Below are 21,580 nucleotides of genomic sequence, written 5' to 3' on the forward strand. Positions count from 1 at the left end.
CGCCGCGTGCACGCGGACCCGTCCGGCATGCTACATGCGCGCATGTCGTTGAGCCGCGGACTCCTGGCGCTCTGGCTCTTGGCGGCGACGAGCCTGCCCGCCGTCGCGCACCCACACGTCTGGATCACCGCGCGGGCCGAGGTCGTGTTCGATCAGGCCCACGCCCTCACGGGCATTCGCCACACCTGGACCTTCGACCGGACCTACTCGGCCTTCTCCGTCGTCGGGCTGGACACGAACCACGATGGCGTCCCCGATCCCGACAAGCTGGCCGAGCTCGCCAGGACCAACGTCGAGTCGCTGGCTAACCTCAACTGGTTCACACAGGCGAAGATCGACGGGCAACCGGTCGAGTTCGCCCCACCGAGCGAGTACTCGCAGAGCTTCGCGGATGGTGAACTCACCCTGCGCTTCACCCTGCCGCTCAAGACCCCGGCGCGTGCGAAGGAAGTCGCCCTGCAGATGGCCGACCCGAGCTTCTTCGTGGCCATCAACCTCTCCGAGGCAGCCGATGCGGTGACGCTCGGGGGCGAGCCGGGCGCGTGTACCCTGTCCGTGAAGCGGCCCGACAAGTCGGCCGACGAGGGCATCCAGCTCCTCGCCGACGACATCGCCAGCGCCCTGGCAGGCAAGGGGAGCGCCACACCAGTCGGTGAGGCGTTCACGGCTCACGTGCGCGTCACCTGCCCGTAGCCGCTCACCCGGACTGTGCTCAGCCGGTGCGCCCACCGCATTCAGGATGCCGGGGCCAGGGCCGCAACAATCGTCTTCACGTTGGAACGGAACATGTCGAGGTAGGTGCCGGCCGGTCCGTCCGGCGGGGACAGCGCGTCGGAGTAGAGGGTGCCGCCGATCTTGGCGCCGGTCTCACGGCTGATCTGTTCGAGCAGTCGCTTGTCGGTAATGTTCTCGACGAACACGGCCGGGATCTTCTCGGCCCTGATCTGCCGGATGATCTTGGCGACCTCCTGCGCGGTTGCCTCGCTGTCGGTCGAAATGCCCTCTGGAGCGACGAAGGCCATCCCGTACGCCGTGCCGAAATACCCGAATGCGTCGTGTGTGGTGATCATCTTGCGGTGCCCTTCCGGGATCCTGCCGATCTCCCGCCTGACCTCCGGCTCGAGGGCATCGATCGCAGCGATGAACTTGGCCGCGTTTGCCTCGTAAGTGGCCTTGCCGTCCGGATCCGCCTTGATCAGGCCATCCCGGATGTTCTGCGCGTAGATCCGGCCATTCGCGAGGTTCTGCCAAGCGTGTGGGTCGGTCACCATCTTATGTCCGTGCTCGTCATCCTCCATCTGCTGCGGCTTGATGCCCTTCGAGGCGATCACGGTCTGGCCCTTGAACCCGGATGCCTTCTCCAGGCGGGTGATCCAGCCTTCGAGACCCAAGCCGTTGAGCACCAGCAGCTTGGAGGCCGCCAACCCCTTCGCGTCCGTCGGCGTCGGCTCATAGACGTGCGCGTCCCCGTTCGGACCGACCAGGGCGGTGACCTCAACGCGGTCGCCGCCGACCTGGTGCACCATGTCGCCGAGGATCGAGAACGAGGCCGTCACCTTGACCCTCTCGGCAGCCCGGGCGGGAGCGGCGGCAACACCGAACGGGAGAAGGGCCACCATCAGGCAGGCCAGGCGTCTGTTCATGGCAGAAACCCCTCTGTGGTCAGACCAAGGGTAGCGAGCGGGAGGAGCGACGGACGGGCTCCCGGAGAACAAACGGCGGCCCGGATTGGCCGGCGGATAGGGTTGCGACGTGTCGTCGTGGCGTGAGGCGGTGACCGTCGCGTTCAGAGCTGTTACGGTATAACGTTGCTGCTGGTTACACAGCAGGGCTGCTTCTCTGTCAAGCAGATGCCGCTAAGATGCCCCTCATGGCCGAACACACCCATGCGCGAGTCTCCGGCGCACCGCACGACGTCACGGCGATTGTGGCGCGCGTCGAGCGCTACTGTGCGGAGCATGGCGTTGCCTTCACGCCCATGCGTCGGCGCGTCCTGGAGGTGCTCGCGGCCAGCGTGACGCCGCTGAGCGCGTACGATCTCGCCGAGCGGGTGAGGCAGGAGAAGCGCGTCTCGCCCGTCCAGGTCTACCGCGTGCTGGAGTTCCTGCAGGGCGCCGGCGTCGTTCACCGGCTCGCGACGAAGAGCGCCTACATCGCCTGCTATCACGAGCACGGACCGGGGGAGACGACCGTATTCCTCGTCTGCTCGGGCTGCGGAGCGGTCGAGGAAGCGACGTCACGCGCCATTCAGCGCGTCCTGAAGGGGGCAGCAGCGGTGAGCGGGTTCAAGCCGCTCCACCCCGTCGTGGAGGTCGAGGGCGAATGCGCCGCCTGTCAGCGTCACTGAAACCTCGTCGCATGGACCTCGCCAGCACGCCCGCGGCCGTCCCGCGTACCCTGGCCATGGCGTTCATGCTGGCGTTGTCGGCGAGCGCTGCTCCGGCGCAGGACCGCGGCACGCTCGATCCCAAGTCCCTGCCGGCCCTCGCGCACCCTGCCGACCCAGCGACGCCCGCCAAGGAGCTGTTCGGACGCAGGAGCGCGCCCGTGTCGATGGCGGCCCGCTCGATCGGCTCCTACGCCCGCGGCTGCCTCGCCGGCGCCGTTGCGCTGCCGATCGACGGCGCGACGTGGCAGGTGATGCGGGTGTCGCGCAACCGCATGTGGGGCCACCCGCACCTGATCGCGTTCCTTGAGCGGTTCTCCAAAGCGGTGCCGGCCATCAATGGCTGGCCGGGTCTGATGGTGGGCGACATCGCCCAGCCGCGGGGCGGCCCGATGCTGACTGGTCACGCCTCGCACCAGATCGGTCTCGATGCCGACATCTGGCTGACGCCGATGCCTGACCATCGCCTGTCGCGCGCTGAGCGGGAGGAGATTTCGGCTACCAACGTCGTGCGTGCCGACGGGCTGGACATCGATCCGACGACCTGGACGCGCCAGCATCGACTACTCATCCAGGCCGCAGCCGAGCAGCCGGAGGTGGCCCGCATCTTCGTCAACCCGGCCATCAAGAAAGCGCTCTGCCGGGAGGCAACCGGGGACCGCGATTGGCTCACCAAGGTGCGGCCGATGTTCGGGCACAACTATCACTTCCACATCCGCATCAGCTGCCCAGCCGGCGAGGAGGGCTGCGCGGATCAGGATCCGCCGCCTGCCGGTGACGGCTGCGGCGAGGATCTCGCGCGCTGGTTCAGGCCGGCGATGCTGCACCCGAGACCGGGTGGCAAACCGCGTCCGCCCCTCACGATGGCCCAGCTGCCGGTCGAGTGCCGACGTGTGCTGGCATCACCTTAAGATGCGGCTTGGTGTGTAGACGCTACCGTTGACCTTCCTCTCGCGCTACACCCTGGACCGCTGCCGTCCAAAAACGGCGGTTCCGTAAGCCGCTCTTATGCAAACGGGATGAGGGTCGGCAGATACGAGCCGAGGACTTTCGAGAGGTCCGCGGTAGGGCGACGAGCCGCCATTCCGATGGCACTCATCGAAGGTCGATTCGTGGCGCAATGCAGCCGTCGGCTCAGCGTCCGCAGAGGGTTGAAGTCGGACCGCGCGACACCGCCCAAAAGTGAAGCCCGCCGCGGCGGGGGCCGGGCGGGCTTCGTCGGTCAGCAATGATGCTGCTCGCGGCGGGAGCCGCGAGGCTGGCCGTGCTGAGGCCCGCGGCCGCTTTCCTCCAAATCTTCGAGGCGGTCGGTGAGACGCTCCAAGACGCTGATCAGCTGGTCATTGTGCCGGGCCGTGTCCGACGCGGTGTCCTCGCGGATGGCCAGGGCCAGCTCCTTCACCGCGTCCGTCAGGTCGGCAATCGCGATCGAGTCAAGGACCGTGGGGCCAGACGCGGATGCGACGTCCCGCGCGGTTTCGGCCTGGAGCGCTTCGGCCTTCTTCGCCTCCAGCCGGTAATCGAGCAGCGTCTTGATGAAGCCGTTCAGCGGGACGAGGGCGCCCGCCAGCGCGGCCGTGATGCCGACGACGATCGCCGGCCAGCTGTCAAAGGAGACGCCCGAGTCGGCCACCAGCCCGCCTCCTCTTGCGCAGGCCGAAGGTGTCCTCGGCCGCCATATCCGAGGCGGCCCGCCCCGACGAATGAAGCTCGGCCAAGGCGAGGACACCGTAGACCGCGATGCCGGTGGAGAGCGGCGGGTAGGCGGCAGCAAAGCCAAGCGCGAGCGCGAGCCAGAACGCAAAGCCGGACATGCACCCGAGGGTGCGGATCAGCGACGTCTCCCGGCCGCGGCGGCCATTGATCCAGAGGGCGAGGAGGCGGGCCCCGCCCACCGAGACGGAAATCGTCCCGGCCGTGTGCTCGGTCACGCAGGACGCGATCACGCGCCATTCCGGGCCGACGAAGGTGGGCTCGGGCAGGAGCAGCACCCCCCCGAGCGTGACCATGATGAGGGAGAGCCAGACCTCGGCCCAGCGGGTCTGGCCGTAGCGGACGGCTCTGCGGATGCGCTCGTTGATGGCCGGGTCGGGGTCGTACTGGATCATGGCTTGGCGGTGCCAAGGCGCGAGGTAAACCAGCCAGCAGCGTCCTTTGGAGATCCGCATGGCCGCCTCCGGGCTGGCTCTATGCGAGGCCGAGTGCCGGACGACCGAGAGAAGCATGGTGGCCTCCTGGCTCCTCACGGTGCCGGCTGGACCTTGGTGCTCGGGATGGCGTTCGCGGTGGCCGGATCGGCGAGGATCGTCCTGACCTCGGGCACCTTGGCGGCTGCGGCGACCAGGGCAGCGTTGCGGCGCGCGTACAGCCCCCACAGGGTCACGAGGATGGTGACGAGAGCGCCGGTGAGCGCGGTGGCAGTATCGGCGTCGATCCAGCCGCGGCCCACGGCGATGCCGCCGGCGACCTGGAGGAGGGTGCGCAGGAGTGAGCTGAGCTGCTCGCTGTTCATGGGAGGCTCCTGAAGTTGCGCGGCAGGCCCGGCCGGCGCGGGAGGGGTCACGCGCCAATCAGCGCGCGAACTGGCAGATCTGGTGCAAATCATGCTTGAGTGGGCGGCAGGAGACGCCCATGCCCAGCCAGCTCACGGTCCGTGTGTCGAAATTCATCTCCGGGTGGCGCCCGGCGCAGAGCAAACCTGACCCAATCCGCCAAATGCCGGACGCCGACCCATTTCCAGAGATGACACCGCTGAAGCCGCCTCATCCTGACAATGACGAGAAGCAACGGCTTTACGAGGCGATCCACGAGGACCTGCAAGCGGCGGGCTACCTGTCCTGATTTCGCGGCCTGTCGGCTGCGACTCAGGCCGGCCTGCCGCCGAACAGGCGCTTGAGCGCCCGCAGCAGGCCGCCGGTCTGCACCAGGCCCGCCTTCGGCGGCGCACCGCCTTCGGGCCGCGCCATGGTGGTTGCGGTCGCGACGACCGGTGCCTTGACCATGGCGAGCGCTTCCGTCCGGACGCCGGCCACCCGCTTCGTCCAGCCCTTCCCGAAGACCGGCCAGCTCTTCGTCAGCGACTTCATGAAGACCACCCGGCTGTCGCAAAGCCCGTTGATGAGCCAGCGCTGATCCGTCCGCGCGACCGCCGCCAGGGTCACCGCTCCGATCACGCCGTCATCCGCCACGCCAACGAGGCGCTGGAGGGCGATGGCCGCCCGGGTTGGCCCGCTGTTCACCGCGAAGTCGAACACGGCGTAGTCGACGCCCGCCGGGAGGTCGTCGCCGCGCACCGCGTCCCAGTAGCGGGCGCGGTAGATCGGAGCGACCTTGGCGGGCGTCAGCGCCTTCACGTCGGCGCGGGTGGCGGGCCGCCCGAGCACGGCGGAGAGCGTGCCGAGGGTCACGCCGAGATTGGTGGGCCCGCCGGGATCGTCGGGGTGATCGACGTAGCCGCCCTCGTGCGCAAGGACGAGCTTCAGCGCCCGGTCGAAGGACGACGCGGTCATGGGGGATCTCCGATTGTCAGGGGAGCGGAAGGGCTGGGAGCGGACGGATCAGGCGGCGCGCGGCGCTCTCGCCGTGATCGGGAGCCCCGGATCAGGGAACCGGCGGCGCCGGGCTCAGGTCAGCGGAATGCCGCGCTTCTTCAGGGCCGCGAGCACGCCCTGGTGGTCGGTGGCGGCGTAGACCTCCTGCGAGCACGCGACACGCGCCAGCTCGAGCCGCTCGGCCGCGCTGGCCGCGGCATCGACCTGCTGGGCCAGCTGCGCAACCGTGAGGCCGCGGATCCGGGCCTCCTGCTCCAGCATGGTCGAGCGCACGCCCGCGGAGAGGAAGGCGCGGGCCTGGGCGGCCTTGTTGGTGTCCATGGCCCGCTGCACCGCCGAGCGCTCCGTCTGGCCGATCTCGGCGTAGAAGCGCATCAGGGCGGCGTAGGCCAGGTCCTGGAACTGTTCCAGGCTCGGGCCGAGGATCAGGCTCATTGCGCAGAGGGCTCCGTGACGGTGAGGGTGAAGGCGCGCCGCCGGTACGGGAACGGCTCGATCGCGACGCGGTAGGTGCCCGGCACCACGAAGCCGATCACGAGGTCGCCACCCGGGTGCGGGGTCTGGCCGGGCCCGAGCGGACCCTCCTCGACCACGATGCTGCAGGCCGGCACGCCGGGCAGCGTCGCCTGCTCGAACGGCTTGAGGGTGGTCGTGTCGAACTCGCCCGGCAGCTCGGGGCGCCGCTTCAGGGCCGGTGTACCGCTGCTCAGGTCCACGAAGGTGTCGGTCATGTCCTGGCCGACCTCCACGAAGTTCTGCCCGGCCGCGCGCAGCAGGTCGGCGTAGCCGGGTTGGCTCTGGCCCACCATCTGGGTGATGCGGCCCGCGTCGTTGTAGATGAAGAACACGTCAGTCTCCTCTGCCCAGCACCCAGAACTTGAGGGTGCCGGCCGTGATCATACCTGTGCCGGAGGTGCCACCGCCCTGGACATACCAGTCGATGGCAAAGCGCCCGTCGCCGAGCGGGGTCAGGGTGTACTGGCAGATCCACAAGGACTGGGCGACGCCTTGCGTGTTGGTGATGACGAGCGCCCCCATCGGGATGATGGTCCCGTCGTTGTTGATGTAGGTCCCACAGATCCACGGAAACGTGTAGTATTTGCGGGCGGTCTCGACCCTGGGACGCCACTGCTGCGTCATATCTGCAGGCGAGCCTAAGATGAACTCCTCGGCCACGGCCGGCGGGTACTGGGCCGAGAAGATCAGAGATGGATCCAGCGGATCGCCCGGCGCGCCGCCGGCGTGGTTCCAGATCTTCAGCGGATCGCCGTTGACATTGAACTGAGCGTTGAAGGCCATGGGTCTCACGAGAAGGTCTGGCGACGGTAGACGAGGTACATGATCTTGTCCGGGAGTTCGGTGTAGGTGCCGCCACCGCCGAAGCACGAGATCACGAACTGGTTGGTCGCGATCCGGAGCTGCATGGTGTGACGCGGGACCACTGAGTTGAAGGCACTTCCGCTCGGCTGGAGGGCCATCGGCGGCCATTGGACCGTGCCGTTCGGGCGCACCGCGATCGGGACCACATCCGGGGTGACGCTGTAGGGCCCGATGCCGACCGTGGCCTGCTTTGCGCCGGCTGAGGTCGGATGAGCCCCGAGGGTGACGATGCCGTGCTCCAGGATCTGACCCGACCGGACGAACAGGTCCATCAAGATCCCGTCCCAGGACGGGTTGAAGACGTCGAAGCCGGGGCGCATCACCCGAAACCCACCGCCGCCGATCAGGGTTCGCCAGGGCATGATCTATCCCTTGATCGGCAAGGTGAGGATCACATACCGGAAATAACCCGGCACAGCGTTGGGATCAAAGTCCGGCCGCAGCTTCGCGATCTTGAATTGGGCTCGGTTCAGGTACTGGAACTGGAAGCGCGGGAAGCCGTAGTTACCTCCATACAGGGCCTCCTCTTGGGAGAGCTGCCCGGCGGAGGGGTCGTAGCGGTCGAAGTAGTACCAGGGATAGTAGCCGATGTCGGGGATGGTGACGACCTGATCGAGATTGCTCGTCCCCGCCTGGAGGATGTTCGCCATCCGGCCCGCCGCGGATGAGAACATCCACTGCGAGTTGTTGGTCGGGTCGCAGCCGAACAGGTCATAGCCGGGTTTCGAGACGAACAGCCCCTGGTGCCCCGAGGGGTGCTGCCCGATGAGGACGCGCCACGTCACGATCAGCCCCAGATGATGATGCGCTTGTTGTTGAGGTCGACCTGCATCTGCCCATCCGCGCTCTGGAGCAGGCCGGCGGTCATGGTACCGACATTGGCGGTGATGGCGGAGAGCTGCGTCACCGCCAGCTTGTTGGCGCTGACCGAGCTGGCCCAGAGGCCGCCACCGTTGAGGCCCGAGGGCGCCAGGATGACATTGTTGGCATTGTCCCAGACGACCAGGCCCCAGTCGCCCCCGTAGGGCGAGAAGCCCGTGGTGTTGCCGATCAGCAGCCGCAGGTTGCCGCCATCCGTGCAGACCATGCGCGGCACGCCGCCGTAGCACTCAAGCCGCAGGCGCGAGTCCGCGAGGTAGATCGTGCCGGCCTGCACGGTGCCGCCCGAGATCTTGTCCGCGGTGACCTGCCCGGCGCCGATCTTCTCCGCGGTGATCTGTCCGGCCGCGATGTGGCTGGCCTGGATCGCGTCGGCGGCGATCTGGTTGGCGGTGATCGTGCCGGTGTTGATCCGCGATCCGTCGATGATCGTGCCGCCGCCGAAGGTGTTGATCCCAGCGTACCCATCATACGACGCCAGCAGCACTGCGTTCTTGTCGCTGAAGATGTCGGGCCAGTTGTCCCTGGCGGCATACAGCGTACCGGGCGTGTTCTTGTTCCACCAGACATAGGTGTAGCCGCCGCCCGTGTTGAAGCTGCCGGCCGCGACCTGGTCGGCCCGGTTGGCGCCCGTGTCATCGATCCACAGGACGTAGCCTGCGGTCCACGACAGGACGCGGGTGTTCTTGTCCACGCTGAAGTCGAGGCTCACCGTGCGGACGCCGCGCAGGCCGACCTTCAGGCTATTGACCGAGATCGAGTTGGCCTCGATCGCGCCGCCGTTGATCTTGGTGGTGTCCGAGCCCATCCAGCTCGTGAGCGCCTGCCCACCGCCGATCGCGATCTTGTCGGCATAGATCGAGTTCGCCGCGACGTGCCAGCCGGTGAGGGTGTTGGCGGCGATCTGGCCGCCGGTAATGGCATTCGCGGCGATCCGGTCCGCCGTGATGGTGCCGGCGGTGATCTTGTTGGCATGGATGGTGCCGGTGGCGATGGTGTCGCCCCAGATCACGGTCGAGGAGCCGGGCGCCCAGTCGGAATACTGGGTCTGGTTCGGCTTGGCCTGTCCGAAGTACAGACCGGACCAGAAGGTGTAGGGGCCGTCACCACCATTGAACGTCGTCCGCAGGTAGATTGCGGCCGTAGCGGCGTTGGACGGAGCCGTGGCGAAGCAACCCATGCGCGCCCAGGCGCTCAGGTTGCCGCTGCTCATCGCGTTCTCGACGGTGGTGGTCCAGGCCTCCCCGCAATAGGCGTCGTTGGCGTCCATCCAGACGATGACGAGGTTCGCCTTGCAGCGGTGAGCCGACACGTAGCCGGACACCTCGTATCGCTTGCCGGCGACCACCGGGAACCGCTGGCTCCAGGTGCCGTCCTGCTTCGGGGTCGACGCATAGGTGTCCAAGACGTAGCCAGCCGCCGGCGTGCCCGAGCACGACACCTGCAGCGATCCCATCCCGTTCGGCTGCCAGCCGGGGCCGGAGCCGTTGAGGCCGATGTAGAGGCTGCTCGGGTTGGTGTTGCTCCACCAGCCGGAGACGCCCGGCACGGTCTGACCCGCCGCGATATTCTGGCCCGCGACCCCGGACTTGAAATCCGAGTTGTAAAGCAGGTTGGTCGAGTTGAGCCCGACCCCGATCTTGTCGGCCGTGATGGCGCCCGCCGCGAGCTGGTCCACGCCGATAGCGCCGGCCGCGATCTGCCCGGCGGTGATCGAATTCGCGACGAGCTTGTCCGCCGAGATGGTGTTGCCGGCGATGTTCCAGCCGATGATGGTCTGGCCGGCGATCTGGTTCGCGGTGATGGTGTTGGCCGCGATCTCGTAGGCGGTGATGGCCCCGGCCGCGATATGGCCGGCGCCGAGCGTGCGCGCCTGGATATTCCAGCCGATGATGGTGGAGCCCGCAATCTGGTTCGCCGTGATGGTGTTGCCGGCAATCTCGGTCGCGGTGATGGCGCCGACCGCGATCTGCCCAGCCGTGATGGTGCGGGCCACCAGCCGATCCCCGTAGATCGAGCCAGTGGTGATGGTGGTGCCGGTGATCGTGGTGACCCCGGGATCCACATAGGGCGAGCACTCGGTCTGGCCCGCCCGCGCCGCGGCATACATGGCCCCGACCAGGAAGATGAGGGGGTCCGCCGCAGTGATGTTTTGACCGCGGTAGAGCACCTTGAACCCGTAGGCATTGCTCGGCGCCGTCGCGAGGATCGTCATCCGCGGGTAGTCGGTCAGGGCCCCGCCGGCCTTCGCGAACTGACCGATGACGTTCGATCCGTCGTAGCGGATGCCGGTGCCGGCGCTGTCCAGCCACAGGACATGCATCTGCGCATCGCAGCGATGGCAGGTGACGTAGGCCGAGAACTCGTAGGGCGTGTTCGGATAGCAGGGAAATGCTTGGGGGGTGGTGCTCGTGTCGATGCGCTGGTGCCAGGTGTCGAACCACTGCCCACCGGCCCCGTTCCAGCTCGTGCCGTGGCCGGCGAAGCCCTTGAAGCCCGACGGCACCCAGCCCGTCTCCACGAAGATGCCGGGCGTCCCGCCCCAGGTCTGGCCGCCAGCCGTCCAGCCGGCGAGGCCCTGGGCCATATCGGCGTTGAAGGCGAAGTTGGCGCTGGAGACGGCGAGCTTGCTGGTCGTGATCGAGCCCGCCGCCAGCTCATTGGCGGTCAGGGTGCCGGTCGCGATCTGCGAGGCCGTGATGGTCCGGCTGGCGATCTCGTAGGCCGTGATGGCCCCGCCTGCGATCCGGTCCGCCGTGATGGTCCGCCCGGCAATCTCGTTGGCGGTGATCGTGCCCGAGACCAGATTGCCGGCCGAGATCGTGCGCCCGGCGATCTTGTCTCCGGTGATGGTGCCGCCCGCGATCTGACCCGCGGTGATCGAGCCCGCGATGATCTTGTCGGCGGCAATGGAGTTGGTGCGGATCGAGGCGCCGTTGATGGTGGTGAGCCCGGCCGGCGAGAAGGGCGAGACTTCGGTCTGCCCCGCCACTGCGACCGCCAGCATCACACCGGAGATGAAACAATAGGGCGGTGCAGGGTCTGACGGATACCATGTGATCCCATAGCGGACGTAAGGCCGGCAGTAGACCGCACCGGCCGGGGCGATGACGATCAGCTTCGAGCGGCCAAACTGCTCCCAATCCGCCTGGGAGTTGTAGATGCTGCCGCCCCAGTTGACGATCTGACTGCCCCAGGTCTCGCCGATGTAACTCTGATTGTTGTCATACCAAACCAACCCGACATAGCCCGTGCAGCGGTGCGTCGAGAGATAGGCCGAGACCTCGTAGGTCGTGCCGGCGCGGCACGAGAACGGATAGAGAGTGCCGTCCGTCTCGACCCGGTTCAGCCAGACCTGCCCGAACGAACCCTGGTTGGTCGGGACGGCATTGGCGCCGATCTTCATGGCCCGCATGCCGGCGGGGCAGTAGATGTAGTCGACGCCGTTCTGGAGCATGGAGGCGCCGGCAATGCCGGAGCTGTCGCTGCTCCAGGCGGCCGGATTACCGGCGACGTTCAGGTTGCCCATGTCGCCGTTGATGGCGAGGTTCAGGCTGGCGACCGCGAGCTTCGAGGCGGTAACGGAGCCGGCTGCGAGGTTACCCGCCTGAATGGTGCCGCCCGCGATGAGGCTGCCGGTGATGGTGCCGCCCGCGATGTTGGTCCCAGTGATGGTGCTGCCGGCGATCCGATCCCCTGTGATCGTGCCGCCCGCAATCTCGGTCGCGGTGATCGTTCCAGTTGCGATCTGACCTGCGGTGATGGACTTCGCGGCGATCTTGGCAGCCGTGATCGCGCCATCCACGATCATCTGAGCGTTGGCTGCTTTCCGCGCCTGCACCTTACCCCACCAGCAGTAGCTGCCATACGGATAGGGTTTGTCGCACAGCAGGAGCACCTGCATCCGCTGGATGCCTTCGGGGATGGTGATCTGCCCCGAGAGATCGACCCACTGGTTCTTGAGGTCGGTATAGGCCGCGGTCGGCCACTGGCCGTTCCCCCCGGCGGCATCGGTGAGAACGGCCATGAGGCTGGCCCGCTCGCCGTTTGCGTTGAAGACGCGCGCCGACAGGTTGATGACGTCGCCCGGCCGCACCGCGATCGGGTCGGAATAGGCGCAGTCGCGTGCATTCGAGCGCAGGCGGTGCATACCGCCGGGGTCGGTCGCGACCGACGTATCGATGAGCGTGTCGCCGCCGCCGAGAGACCAGCCCTCGGAGTTCGCCGAGCCGTCGATCGGGTTCGTGAAGTCCCCGTTCTTCAGCATGTTGCTGGGATCGGTGAGGACCAGCTTCGAGGCGGTGACCGATCCGGCCGCCAGTTCGCGCGCGGTCAGCGTCCCGGCGCTGATGTTCGCACCCGTGATGGTCGACCCGGCGATGCGGTCACCCGTGATGGTGGACCCGGCGATCTCGGTCGCCGTGATGGCCCCGACCGCGATCTGCCCAGCCGTGATGGTGCGGGCGACGAGCCGGTCCCCGTAGATCGAGCTGGTGCGGACGTTGCCGCCCTCGATCATGGTCACGCCCGCGTCGGAGTACGGGCTCGGCTCGGTCTGGCCCTCGACGGCCTGGGCGAAGAACAACCCGCCCGCCATGCAGTAGGGGTTGCTGCCGAAGTTGTACCAGCGGACCCGGATATCGGCACTGGCAGCGTTGGCCGGTGCGGTGGCGATCACCCAGGAGCGGGCGAGCCGGTTCCAGTCCGCCAGTGATGAGCCGGAGCCGAGCTGCGTGGCGACGATGGTGTTGCCGCCGTGCTCGGTGATGTAGGTGCCGGTGGCGTCCCACCAGATGATCGACACATAGGCGGTGCAGCGGTGCGCCGAGATGTAGGCGCTGAACTCATAGCGCGCGTTCGGCGTGACCGGGATCCGCTGCTGGGCCCCCGTCGCATCCGGGTTGGCGTAGATGATCTCGGAGATGCCGCTCGTCGGCTTGTGGGCATCGTCGTAGCGGACCGAGAAGACCCGCATGCCCTGCGGAGCCCAATCGGTGCGGATGCCCTCCACGAGCGGCGTGATGCCCGTGCCGCCGGCCGCGCCCCACCAGCCGGAGGTGCCCTGCTGGAGGCCGCCGTTCGCGGCGAGGTTCAGGCTCGCCACCGCCAGCTTCGAGGCCAGGATCGAGCAAGCTTCGATCTTGTCTGCGTTGACGGCGCCGGTCGCCAGCTTCGGCGTGCTGATGGCGCCGTCCGTGATCTGGGTCTGGGTGATCTGGCCTGCGAGCTTCGCCGTGCTAATGCCGGCGATCTGCGCGTCCGTGACCTGCCCCTGGAGTACGGAGGCATTGACCGAGGCCACCTGCGCGGCCACGACCTGTCCGATCAACTTCGCCGCGCTGATGCCCGCGAGCTGGCCATCCGACAGCGTGCCGGCGATCTTGGCCGCCGAGAGCTGCGCGATCTGTGCATCCGTGATCTGGCCGGAGATCTGGCCGGCGCCGATGCTCGCGATCTGCGAAGCGACTACCTGTCCGACGAGCTTCGCGGCCGACACCTGGGCGATTTGGGCGTCCGTGAGGGTGCCGGTGATCTTCGAGGCGGCCAGCGCCGCGATCTTGGCGTCCGTGATGGCGCCGGCCGCGATCTGGGCTTCGCCCAGCTGCCCGGTGATGTCGCCCGCGGCGATGCCGGCGGTCCAGGCCCCGGAGACCAGCCGGTAGACCTTGCCGTCCGCGCCGTTGAGCACCACGGACGGGCCCGTGTAGCCGGCCGGGTCCGGCAGGCTGGAGACGATCCCGACCGCCGAGAGGCCCGTGGCGAGCTTGGCCTGGGTGATGGTGTTGTCGGCGAGCTGCGCGGCCGTGAGCTGGCCCTGGATCGCGACCGCATTGATGCTCGCGATCTGATCCGCCGTGAGCTGGCCGGCCACCTTCGTGGCCGCCAGGCTGACGATCTGGTCGGAGGTGAGCTGCCCGCTGATCTGGGCTGCCGTGATGCTTTCGATCTGCGCGGCGACGAGCTGGCCGACGACCTGGGCGGCATTGATGCTGGCGATCTGCGAGGCGGTGAGCTGGCCGGCGACCTTCGCTGCCTCAATGGACTGGATCTGGGCGCTGGTGAGGGCGCCCGTGATGTCGCCCGCCTGCACCGCGGCTGTCCACTGGCCGTTGATGAGGCGATACAGCTTGCCGTCCGCGGCGTTGTAGGCGAGCTTCGAGCCGGTCCAGGTCGCGGGATCCGGCAGACTGGAGACCGCGGCCGGCGCCACGATCGAGGCGGCGAGCTTGGTCTGGTCGATGACACCGTTCTGAAGCGCCGCCGCCGGGAGCGCCGCCGTGGTCGCCGTCTTCGGGCCGGTGAAGTCGCCGGCCGTGCCGCTCGAATTGACCGGCCGGACCCAGTAGTTGCGGGTCTGCACGATCTCCAGGGTGGTGTCGCTGAAGAAGTTGAGCGGCGCCGGGACCGTCGCGAAGAGGGTGGCGTCCGCCCCGTCGTCGCGCGTCCCGACCCACACCTCGATCGCAGCAAGGTCCGGGTCGCTCGGATTGATCCAGGACAGGCTCGCCGTCCGGTAGGCGGCGTCCACGGTGAAGTTGGTGATCGTGCCGGGCTTGGCCGTGTTCTTGGCCGCGGTGATCGAGACCATGGCCGACCAGCCCGAGGCCGCCACCCCGCTGTCGTTCACCGAGCGGACGCGGGCAGTGTAGAGCACGCCGGGCTTCAGGTTGCGCCAAGTGAACTTCGGCTGGCCCTTGTCGGCCCGGTCACGGATCCACGAGGGGTTCGCAATGCCGTCGCCCTCGGTCAGCTCGAATTCGTAGATCCCGAGATTGCTGCTGCCGACCGGGTTCCAGGTCGCGGTGATCGCGGCCGTCGCCACGCCCGTGGCCGAGACCTCAAGCGCCGTCGCCAGGGTGAGCCCGGTCGGGATGTCGGGCGCCTGGACGTCGATGATGAGGTCGTTCGTGCGGACCGCCACCTCGCCCGAGATGTTCAGCTCGGCCGGGTTCTTGCCGAAGTCATCATAGAGCGCGACCCGGACGTAGTACCATGTGTCCGGATCCGCCGTGAAGAACTGGAGCGTGTTCGGCCCGTCGTAGACCGGCGCCGTCGTCAGTGGGTTGAAGCCGGATGTCCTGCTGACCCAGATGAGGGCGCCTCGGAGATCCGGGTCGCTCGGCGGGGTGTACTGGACCGCGATGCTCTCCGTCGTCCAGGTGGCGGTGGGGACGACCACGCCGGGCGGCGGGTTCGAGACGACGAGCACCGCCGGCTGGCTCTCGCGGCCGATCGCGTCGCGCGCGGCCACCGAGACCCGGAACCGGCGGCGCGGCCCGCCCTCGTTGAGGTTCTCCTCGTAGTCGTAGGTCGCCTGCGCGGCGGTGATGATCTCGGTGTGGAGGAGCGCGGTGGTGTCCGCGTCGAAGACCCGGAAGGCGTAGCCGACCTCGTAGGGCCTCACGTCCGGCGGCCAGGTCAGGCCCCACTCCAGGGTGCAGCTCCGCCCCGTGAAGACATTGCCGCCGCCCTTGACCTGCAGGCCGGTGACGGTGGGCCCGGCGAGCCCTTCCCAGCCCTGGACCGTGTAGGTGATCTGGGCGGCGTCCGACAGGCGCCCGTTCAACCCCTCGGCCTGGACGATGAAGGTCCACTCGCCGGTCGCCGCGTCGAGGAACTCCACCGAGGTGGAGGTCCGCTTCGCCAGTGTTACCAGCGAGCCGTTCGGCTTCACCGCAGTGACGTAGTAGGCGACCGAGTTGAAGGGCTGGCCGGCCGTCCAGCTGAGGAGCAGGCTCTGCCGCGGCAGGTTGTTCTCGAAGTAGGTGCTCTCCCGGACTGTGAGGTTGTCCGGAGGGAGGACGATGTTCGGGAACTCGGAGATGTTGAGCGGCTCGAAGGCCGCGCCGTCATCGACCGCCGCATAGATCGAGGGCTCGTGCTGGAGCGCCTGGATCTCGTAGATGTGCGGCTCGACCTCCTTGATGCCGACGATCCGGAACAGCTGCGGCACCACTTCGCCGGCGATCTGCCACACCGCCGCGGCGTCCGGCACGGCCGGCAGGGCGGGCGAGACATCGATCTGGGTGAGGTCGACGCCGGCCAGCGTCGTGATCTGCCGCTCCGCCACGGTGCCGTCCGGCAGGGTGACGGAGATCTCGTAGGGCACCCCGCTCTTGAGGGTGACCGGCCGGTCGAGCTTCAGGGTGGTGGTGGTCGAGCCGGCCTTCAGGCGGCCGCCGGCATCGATGTTGCTGATCTGCGGGTCGGCGATGGCGATGATGTCGCCGGGGCGGCGCACGGCATGGTCGAGGCCGGCCCGGTAGGTGGCGGTCTGCGTCGCATAGTTCTCGACCAGAAGGCGCCACAGGCCCTCGCGGTGGGCTTGGCCCCGGCTGCTGCAGCCGAGCAGGTCGATCTTGGTCGGGTTGTAGCCGTAGCGGGCAATGCCCTCGCCGTGCTCAACGACCTCGATCTGCGGCTTGAACAGGTTGTCCGGGTCGTTCCAGCTGACCAGCGCCACGGTGTGGCGGGCCTTGCGCCCCGAGGAGCTGTAGGTGATCAGCCCCTCGATGACGTTGGCCGGCGTGACCAGCTGGCGGACGTCGTCGGGCCGGTCCTGGGTGGCCGTGACCGCGCCCGAGGACCAGTAGGCCATGCCGCGCCAGATCGCGGAGATCTGCTGCAGCAGATCGAAGGCATCCTGCTGGGTGCTGATCTGGGCGTTGAAGCGGAAGCGCGGCTCCTGCCCGCCGCGGCCGTCCGAGACCAGCACGTCGCAGTAGCGGCCGATCTCGTACAGGGTCCACTGGTCGATGCTCTCGACGCTGATGAACTCGCCGAGCCCGTAGCGGTCGTTCCACAGCACGTCGAAGAAGACCCAGGCCGGGTTGTCCGACCACTCCTCCTTGAAGGTGCCGTCCCAGATCCCGGAATAGGTCCGCGCGACCGGATCGTAGTTCGACGGTACGCGGACGATCAGGCCGTCGACCAGATAGGTCCGGGCCGGCACCGAGGAGCCGAAGTTGCTCGCGTCGGCGGTCAGGCCGACCAGGGCCGAATGCGGATAGCTGAACTTGGCATCCTGGATTGCCGTGAGCGAGTAGAAGATCAGGTCGCTCTGGCTGGTCCACTTGTCCTGGCTGGTGTTGAAGCCGTCCGTGTCGTCGGTCAGGCGCGTGACCCGCACCTGCCAGGGCGGGCTCGACCCGGCCGGATTGCGCGGCAGGGCGACCTCGTAGGACACGAAGTAGGGCGAGGTGTTCTTGCCGGTGATGGTGAGGTCACCGAGCTGGTTCACCCACGGCCCGCCCGAGTAGCGCGCCTCGATCCGGAAGCTGACGCTGTTCTGGCGGACCGAGCCGTCGTTCTTGGCCAGGAACAGCGCCGGCAGCTCGATGATGACGCGGGCCCGGTCGGCCTCGCCGTCGCTGATCGAGGCGGTGTGCGGGACCGCCTGCTTGACCGTGACCCCGACGTCCTGCGGCGTCTCCACGTCGGGATAGCCGGGCATGTAGGACTGGTCGGGCGTGCCGGTGCGGAAGTCGGCGCTCAGGCCCTTGAAGTTGAAGGTGCCGTCCGCGTTCTGGACCGGGACGTCGTTGAAGTAGACGCCCTTCAGGCCGCCGACGACGCCCGTGATCTCGCCCTCGCCGAGCAGGTCCACCAGGCGGACCGTGGCATTCGAGAACAGGGTGTCGGGCGCGTTCGAGCCCGAGCCGCCGGTCTTGCCGCGGCCGGAAGAGGACTTCCTCCCCCGAATCGGAGCGGCGTCCTGGCGCGCGTCGTCGTCCGCAGCGGCGGACGGATCGAGTTTGAAGCTGTCCATGGCGTCCTTACGCGGTCGGCAGGCCGGTGCTGTTGGCCGTGGTCACGCCAGCAGAGATCGTGATCGGGTTCACCATGGCGCGCCCGTAGACGAGCGGCACCGGGATGCCCTGTTCCGAGACGTTGTCAGCACCCTGGAACATGTAGGACTTCTTCTGCTTCTCGGTCTTCTTCTTGGGGCTGAGGAGGGAGGACACGCCCTGGAGGGCAACCATGGCGCCCATGCTGATCAGCCACGCCGGGCCGCCCATCCACCAGGTGGCGACGGCGATCAGCGTGCCGACGATGATCTTGCCGACCGACAGGCCGGACTTGCGGGCGCGGATCACCGGCACGATGTGCAGGTCGCCCTCCGGCAGCCCGAAGCTGATCAGATCCTTGTCCAGCTGCCAGCCGGTGCGCCGGCTCCGGCCGACGGTGACCCGGAACCGGCCGTCCTCGATCGCCTGCCGGAATCCCGGGAGCTGCGCACCGAGGGCGCGGCAGGCCTCCGCCAGCGAGCGCACGTCGAGGCGGAACGAGGAGCCGAACTTCTGGGCCAGCGAGCCGTAGAGGCGGACGGTCCGCATCATGCCGGAGGCCTCCAGTCGTCGGGCAGATCCGTGTGGCGCACCAGGAAATCGAGCTTGCTCCGCCAGACCGCGGCGGGGTCCCGGCCGGACAGCTGGTGCGCGAGGTGGTGCAGGATGAGGCCGCCGCCGATGTAGATCCCGCCGTGATTGAGGACAGGGCTCCGGACCCGGCACAGGAAGCAGTCGCCCGGCAGCGGACCCTCGGGGCCGCGCTCGACGCGCCGGAAGCCCGCCCGCTCGAAGCCGTCGCGGTAGAGATCGAGTTGGGGCTGCCCTTCCCGGGGCTGCCACCAGTCCGGGTCGCGCACGAAGTCGGGGATGAGGATCCCGGCGACCTCCCGGTGCCAGTCGCGCCCCAGGCTGTAGCAATCGTTGACCCCGTGGCGAAACTGGCGGCCGAGCAGCGGCGGGCGCGGCACCTGATCGCCGAACCAGAACGGGTCGGCGCAGCCGGTCGAGAGGCACAGCGAGATGCCCCACGGCACCGCCGTCGCTATCTGCGCCTCCATATCCGCTCCCGACGGGCAGTCCGGGGGCGGGGTGACCTTGCCGGTGGCCGGATCCTCGACGGAGCAATGCGAGTGCAGGACGGCGAGATAGCGGTGCCCGCTCACCGCCTCCACCTCGGCCGGGTCGGTCTCGAACTCCGTCAGCGGCTCGCCGGCGATGTTGCGCAGCGGGGCGTAGGAGCCGTCCTCCAGGATCAGGCCGCCGGCCTCGCGCGGCCATTCCGCGTGCGCGTGGCGCTTGTGCGCGTCCACCGCGGCGCTCCAGCGGGTGGTGAGACCGTCGTCAAACGCGAACGCGAGCGACACCGGGAAAGCCTCCGAAGGGCAGTGGCGCGTCGGCGCCGAAGCGGACCTTGCAGCAGGTGGTGACGTGCCGGCTGGGCTCGTCCTTGTCGGGCGTGGTGGGATTGCCGAACCGGTCGTAGGCCTGGGCGCCCGTGTAGGGGCACTGCACGTGGGAATAGTCCCAGTCCCCCTTTTCAGCGTCCCAGCGCCGGTACCGCCACAGGCAGATGTCGCGGACGATCAGCCGGGCGGGCAGCTCGCGGCCCTCCTGATCCATGTCGGCCGCGAGGGTCCAGACGATCTGGTGCTTCGAGTGCTCGACCTTCTGCTCGAAGCGGTAGATGTCCTGCGCGTAGGCCGCCTCGGGATCGGGTGTCTCACCGCCGTCCAGGAACTGCGCGTAGGTGCGCGTCCGGATGAGCCGGGCGCCGATCAGGTCCTGGTAGAGCAGGGTCGCCGAGCTCATCAGCCGGGTGGCGTTCGAGACGCTGATCTTGGGCTGGGGCATCTGCCCATGGCCGGTCATCTCGAAGCCTTCGGCCTTCACGTCGAGCGGGGTGTAGGTCACGCCCCGGAACGTCAGCGGGCCGCGCGCCCGGTCCGCCTCGGAGGTGAACGCGAATTGCTGGTTCACGCGGATCGGCGACAGGTCGATGATGAACAGCGCGACGAGATCGCCCGGCGTGAGGCTCTGGCCCGCGCGGATGAGAGCGGTATTCGGAGAGGTCACGGGTCGAAGTTCTCCTTGAACGTCGCCGTCAGCGTGCTGTGCAGCGGATTCGCGTAGTCCGTGGTCCAAGTGTCGCAGATGAACTGCCGCGGGGCGTCCTCGTAGGGGACGAGGAACATAAAGGGCAGGTAACCCTTCCGACTGATCAGGAAGTCTTCAAGCTGCCTGATCTTGTCGGACCGGAGCGGGGCCGATCGATAATTGAAGTCCCGCGTCAGCGGATTGATGCCGTCGCCGGTCCGCTGCGAGTATCGGTCCCCGAAGGTCGCCGTGAGCACTGCGACCTTCGCCGGCTTGGACGAGCCGGTGGTGACCGGCCCGTAGGGTTGGATCCCGAGCGTCGGGAACGAGGGGTAGGCCAAGGCCTACGCCGTCCCGAGCGGCATGGGGGTGGGCGACTGCATCGGGACCGTCACCATTAGCACGGTGTAGGGCTCCAGCGGGTAGAGCGCCTCGCGGCCGTACTCCTTCTCCAGCGCATCAAACAGCGCCGCATCCGGGGCGAAATAGCCCGGCATCGCCGCGGCCGCGGGGGCGGCGAACACGTTCTGCCCGATGAAGCGCTGGCACAGGTTGAAGAGGCGGCCGACCTCGGTGGAGACGACTACGCCCTGGACGGAGGTGCCGTCCTTGCCCTGGATCGTGACCGGGCCGCGCATCGCGAAGGCATCGAAGCCGCGGCGGAAGACCGCCACCGGCGTGCCGCGCTGGACCGCGGTCGCGTTGAGGTCGAGCTGTAGGATCTGATCTGCCATCGATCTGCTCCTTGCTAGTCAGACGGTCAGTGCTGCCCCAGCGGGGTCATGAAGCGGCGGGCGCTGTCGCTCAGCTGCTCGACGCGCTCGGGCGAAAGGGTGACGCTGCGCAGGGCGCCCTTCTCGACCTGGACCGGGCTGTTGGTGAGCTGGATCCAGAACATCAGGGCGATCTCGATCACGTCGCCCGTGGTGATGCCGGCGCCCGGCTTGAAGACGCAGGGCGGGTTGTTCTCGACCGTGGGCATCGGCACGTCGTCGGAGGCCTGCGCGGTGGCCTGGGGGGCCTGCGCGGGCGCGGGCGGCGGGACGTCCGAGGCGTTCGCACGGTCGATCGGGGGCTTCTGGGCCGGGTTGGTCACGGGATGCTTCACGGGATGCTCCGGGGTACTGGCGGCCCGTTCCCGGGGCCGCGACGGGACGGGGCCGTCAGGCGCCGAAGCTGAGGGCGCCGATCAGGCGGTCCTGATCGGTGCAGAAGGGGTCGATAGGCGTCTCGACGCGCAGGCGGCTCGCCGGGATTTTTTCGATGAGGATCGAGCGGGCGGTGATATTGCCGCCCTCAATCCTGGCGGCCGACACCGCGCCGAGCTGGGCATGCGTGACTCTGCCGGAGATCCTGGCGGCCGAAACGTTCGCGATCTGGCTACCGGCGAGCGAGGCCTCCTTTACGGCAGCCAGGGCGGCGGGGGCGGCCACGGGTGCGAGCCCGAGCATCGCCAGCAGCGAGCGGCGGTTCATGGTGTGCTCCCGGGAGGATGCTGG

22 protein-coding genes are annotated in these 21,580 nt (G+C 68.2%); 4 read left to right on the forward strand and 18 right to left on the reverse strand.

The genetic code is table 11. The features are described 5' to 3' along the window. The first annotated feature begins 48 nt into the window (after positions 1–48). Complete coding sequence (locus tag MNOD_RS27075; protein ID WP_198157541.1) at positions 49–693, forward strand: DUF1007 family protein; 645 nt, start codon at positions 49–51, stop codon at positions 691–693. Positions 694–734: 41 nt separating this feature from the next. On the opposite strand, the gene MNOD_RS27080 is transcribed toward MNOD_RS27075, so the two are convergent. Continuing rightward, positions 735–1,643, reverse strand: coding sequence for a metal ABC transporter substrate-binding protein (locus MNOD_RS27080; RefSeq protein ID WP_015932165.1), 909 nt, complete (start codon positions 1,641–1,643; stop codon positions 735–737). A 227-nt stretch (positions 1,644–1,870) separates the two neighbouring features. Between MNOD_RS27080 and MNOD_RS27085 the strand changes: the two genes are divergently transcribed. Further along, positions 1,871–2,347, forward strand: a complete 477-nt coding sequence (locus tag MNOD_RS27085) for a Fur family transcriptional regulator (protein ID WP_050783563.1) — start codon at positions 1,871–1,873, stop codon at positions 2,345–2,347. An 11-nt stretch (positions 2,348–2,358) separates the two neighbouring features. Next, positions 2,359–3,297, forward strand: a complete 939-nt coding sequence (mepA, locus tag MNOD_RS27090; RefSeq protein ID WP_043749524.1) for a penicillin-insensitive murein endopeptidase — start codon at positions 2,359–2,361, stop codon at positions 3,295–3,297. Between the two features lie 311 nt (positions 3,298–3,608). Here the strand turns inward: mepA and MNOD_RS27095 are convergent, their stop codons facing one another. The 3 genes from MNOD_RS27095 to MNOD_RS27105 all read right to left on the reverse strand — a co-directional run bounded on the left by MNOD_RS27095 (position 3,609) and on the right by MNOD_RS27105 (position 4,898). Beyond that, positions 3,609–4,019, reverse strand: a complete 411-nt coding sequence (locus MNOD_RS27095) for a hypothetical protein (protein WP_015932168.1) — start codon at positions 4,017–4,019, stop codon at positions 3,609–3,611. Then, complete coding sequence (locus MNOD_RS48295; protein ID WP_198157542.1) at positions 3,994–4,554, reverse strand: hypothetical protein; 561 nt, start codon at positions 4,552–4,554, stop codon at positions 3,994–3,996. Before MNOD_RS48295 ends, MNOD_RS27095 begins: the two co-directional genes overlap by 26 nt. A 74-nt stretch (positions 4,555–4,628) precedes the next feature. After that, the gene (locus tag MNOD_RS27105) at positions 4,629–4,898 is read right to left on the reverse strand and encodes a Pam3-gp28 family putative phage holin (protein ID WP_015932170.1); all 270 of its coding nucleotides are present in this window, start codon (positions 4,896–4,898) and stop codon (positions 4,629–4,631) included. A gap of 119 nt (positions 4,899–5,017) precedes the next feature. Here MNOD_RS27105 and MNOD_RS27110 point away from each other — a divergent pair, with 119 nt between their 5' ends. Beyond that, positions 5,018–5,227, forward strand: coding sequence for a hypothetical protein (locus MNOD_RS27110; RefSeq protein ID WP_015932171.1), 210 nt, complete (start codon positions 5,018–5,020; stop codon positions 5,225–5,227). 23 nt (positions 5,228–5,250) lie between these two features. Here the strand turns inward: MNOD_RS27110 and MNOD_RS27115 are convergent, their stop codons facing one another. The 14 genes from MNOD_RS27115 to MNOD_RS27180 form a co-directional block, all read right to left on the reverse strand. Next, entirely contained in the window at positions 5,251–5,895 is a 645-nt protein-coding gene (locus MNOD_RS27115; RefSeq protein ID WP_015932172.1) for a glycoside hydrolase family 108 protein, read from the reverse strand. A 114-nt stretch (positions 5,896–6,009) separates the two neighbouring features. Next, on the reverse strand, positions 6,010–6,372 hold the full coding sequence (locus tag MNOD_RS27120) for a hypothetical protein (RefSeq protein WP_015932173.1): 363 nt from the start codon (positions 6,370–6,372) through the stop codon (positions 6,010–6,012). Further along, a complete protein-coding gene (locus tag MNOD_RS27125; RefSeq protein ID WP_015932174.1) occupies positions 6,369–6,785 on the reverse strand; it encodes a hypothetical protein in 417 nt (138 codons plus the stop codon). The genes MNOD_RS27120 and MNOD_RS27125 overlap by 4 nt, the downstream gene beginning before the upstream one ends. Position 6,786: 1 nt before the next feature. Then, positions 6,787–7,236 carry a hypothetical protein gene (locus MNOD_RS27130; RefSeq protein WP_015932175.1) on the reverse strand — a complete coding sequence of 150 codons (450 nt, stop codon included), beginning with the start codon at positions 7,234–7,236 and terminating at the stop codon, positions 6,787–6,789. Positions 7,237–7,241: 5 nt separating this feature from the next. Further along, positions 7,242–7,679 (reverse strand): hypothetical protein, encoded by a 438-nt coding sequence (locus tag MNOD_RS27135; RefSeq protein WP_015932176.1) that lies wholly within the window; start codon positions 7,677–7,679, stop codon positions 7,242–7,244. Positions 7,680–7,682: 3 nt separating this feature from the next. Next, entirely contained in the window at positions 7,683–8,102 is a 420-nt protein-coding gene (locus MNOD_RS27140) for a hypothetical protein (RefSeq protein ID WP_015932177.1), read from the reverse strand. Positions 8,103–8,104: 2 nt separating this feature from the next. Further along, positions 8,105–17,965, reverse strand: coding sequence for a TipJ family phage tail tip protein (gene gpJ / locus MNOD_RS27145; RefSeq protein WP_015932178.1), 9,861 nt, complete (start codon positions 17,963–17,965; stop codon positions 8,105–8,107). 7 nt (positions 17,966–17,972) lie between these two features. Continuing rightward, a complete protein-coding gene (locus MNOD_RS27150) occupies positions 17,973–18,536 on the reverse strand; it encodes a tail assembly protein (protein WP_015932179.1) in 564 nt (187 codons plus the stop codon). Continuing rightward, on the reverse strand, positions 18,533–19,351 hold the full coding sequence (locus MNOD_RS27155) for an NlpC/P60 family protein (RefSeq protein WP_015932180.1): 819 nt from the start codon (positions 19,349–19,351) through the stop codon (positions 18,533–18,535). Before MNOD_RS27155 ends, MNOD_RS27150 begins: the two co-directional genes overlap by 4 nt. Next, complete coding sequence (locus tag MNOD_RS27160; protein ID WP_015932181.1) at positions 19,329–20,060, reverse strand: phage minor tail protein L; 732 nt, start codon at positions 20,058–20,060, stop codon at positions 19,329–19,331. Before MNOD_RS27160 ends, MNOD_RS27155 begins: the two co-directional genes overlap by 23 nt. Next, the gene (locus tag MNOD_RS27165) at positions 20,057–20,422 is read right to left on the reverse strand and encodes a phage tail protein (RefSeq protein WP_015932182.1); all 366 of its coding nucleotides are present in this window, start codon (positions 20,420–20,422) and stop codon (positions 20,057–20,059) included. The genes MNOD_RS27160 and MNOD_RS27165 overlap by 4 nt, the downstream gene beginning before the upstream one ends. Before the next feature lie 3 nt (positions 20,423–20,425). After that, positions 20,426–20,815 carry a hypothetical protein gene (locus MNOD_RS27170; RefSeq protein WP_015932183.1) on the reverse strand — a complete coding sequence of 130 codons (390 nt, stop codon included), beginning with the start codon at positions 20,813–20,815 and terminating at the stop codon, positions 20,426–20,428. 26 nt (positions 20,816–20,841) lie between these two features. Beyond that, the gene (locus MNOD_RS27175; RefSeq protein ID WP_015932184.1) at positions 20,842–21,189 is read right to left on the reverse strand and encodes a hypothetical protein; all 348 of its coding nucleotides are present in this window, start codon (positions 21,187–21,189) and stop codon (positions 20,842–20,844) included. A gap of 55 nt (positions 21,190–21,244) precedes the next feature. Then, the gene (locus tag MNOD_RS27180) at positions 21,245–21,556 is read right to left on the reverse strand and encodes a hypothetical protein (RefSeq protein ID WP_015932185.1); all 312 of its coding nucleotides are present in this window, start codon (positions 21,554–21,556) and stop codon (positions 21,245–21,247) included. Positions 21,557–21,580 lie beyond the last annotated feature (24 nt).

It is taken from the genome of Methylobacterium nodulans ORS 2060, assembly GCF_000022085.1.
GTDB classification, from domain to species: domain Bacteria; phylum Pseudomonadota; class Alphaproteobacteria; order Rhizobiales; family Beijerinckiaceae; genus Methylobacterium; species Methylobacterium nodulans.

Bases quoted from the DNA above. Each gene is read 5' to 3' on its own strand.
- MNOD_RS27080 (WP_015932165.1), bottom strand. From the start codon at position 1,643: ATGAACAGACGCCTGGCCTGCCTGATGGTGGCCCTTCTCCCGTTCGGT.
- MNOD_RS27085 (WP_050783563.1), top strand. From the start codon at position 1,871: ATGGCCGAACACACCCATGCGCGAGTCTCCGGCGCACCGCACGACGTC.
- mepA (WP_043749524.1), top strand. From the start codon at position 2,359: ATGGACCTCGCCAGCACGCCCGCGGCCGTCCCGCGTACCCTGGCCATG.
- MNOD_RS48295 (WP_198157542.1), bottom strand. From the start codon at position 4,554: ATGCGGATCTCCAAAGGACGCTGCTGGCTGGTTTACCTCGCGCCTTGG.
- MNOD_RS27105 (WP_015932170.1), bottom strand. From the start codon at position 4,898: ATGAACAGCGAGCAGCTCAGCTCACTCCTGCGCACCCTCCTCCAGGTC.
- MNOD_RS27110 (WP_015932171.1), top strand. From the start codon at position 5,018: ATGCCCAGCCAGCTCACGGTCCGTGTGTCGAAATTCATCTCCGGGTGG.
- MNOD_RS27115 (WP_015932172.1), bottom strand. From the start codon at position 5,895: ATGACCGCGTCGTCCTTCGACCGGGCGCTGAAGCTCGTCCTTGCGCAC.
- MNOD_RS27120 (WP_015932173.1), bottom strand. From the start codon at position 6,372: ATGAGCCTGATCCTCGGCCCGAGCCTGGAACAGTTCCAGGACCTGGCC.
- MNOD_RS27130 (WP_015932175.1), bottom strand. From the start codon at position 7,236: ATGGCCTTCAACGCTCAGTTCAATGTCAACGGCGATCCGCTGAAGATC.
- MNOD_RS27135 (WP_015932176.1), bottom strand. From the start codon at position 7,679: ATGCCCTGGCGAACCCTGATCGGCGGCGGTGGGTTTCGGGTGATGCGC.
- gpJ (WP_015932178.1), bottom strand. From the start codon at position 17,965: ATGGACAGCTTCAAACTCGATCCGTCCGCCGCTGCGGACGACGACGCG.
- MNOD_RS27150 (WP_015932179.1), bottom strand. From the start codon at position 18,536: ATGATGCGGACCGTCCGCCTCTACGGCTCGCTGGCCCAGAAGTTCGGC.
- MNOD_RS27170 (WP_015932183.1), bottom strand. From the start codon at position 20,815: ATGGCAGATCAGATCCTACAGCTCGACCTCAACGCGACCGCGGTCCAG.
- MNOD_RS27180 (WP_015932185.1), bottom strand. From the start codon at position 21,556: ATGAACCGCCGCTCGCTGCTGGCGATGCTCGGGCTCGCACCCGTGGCC.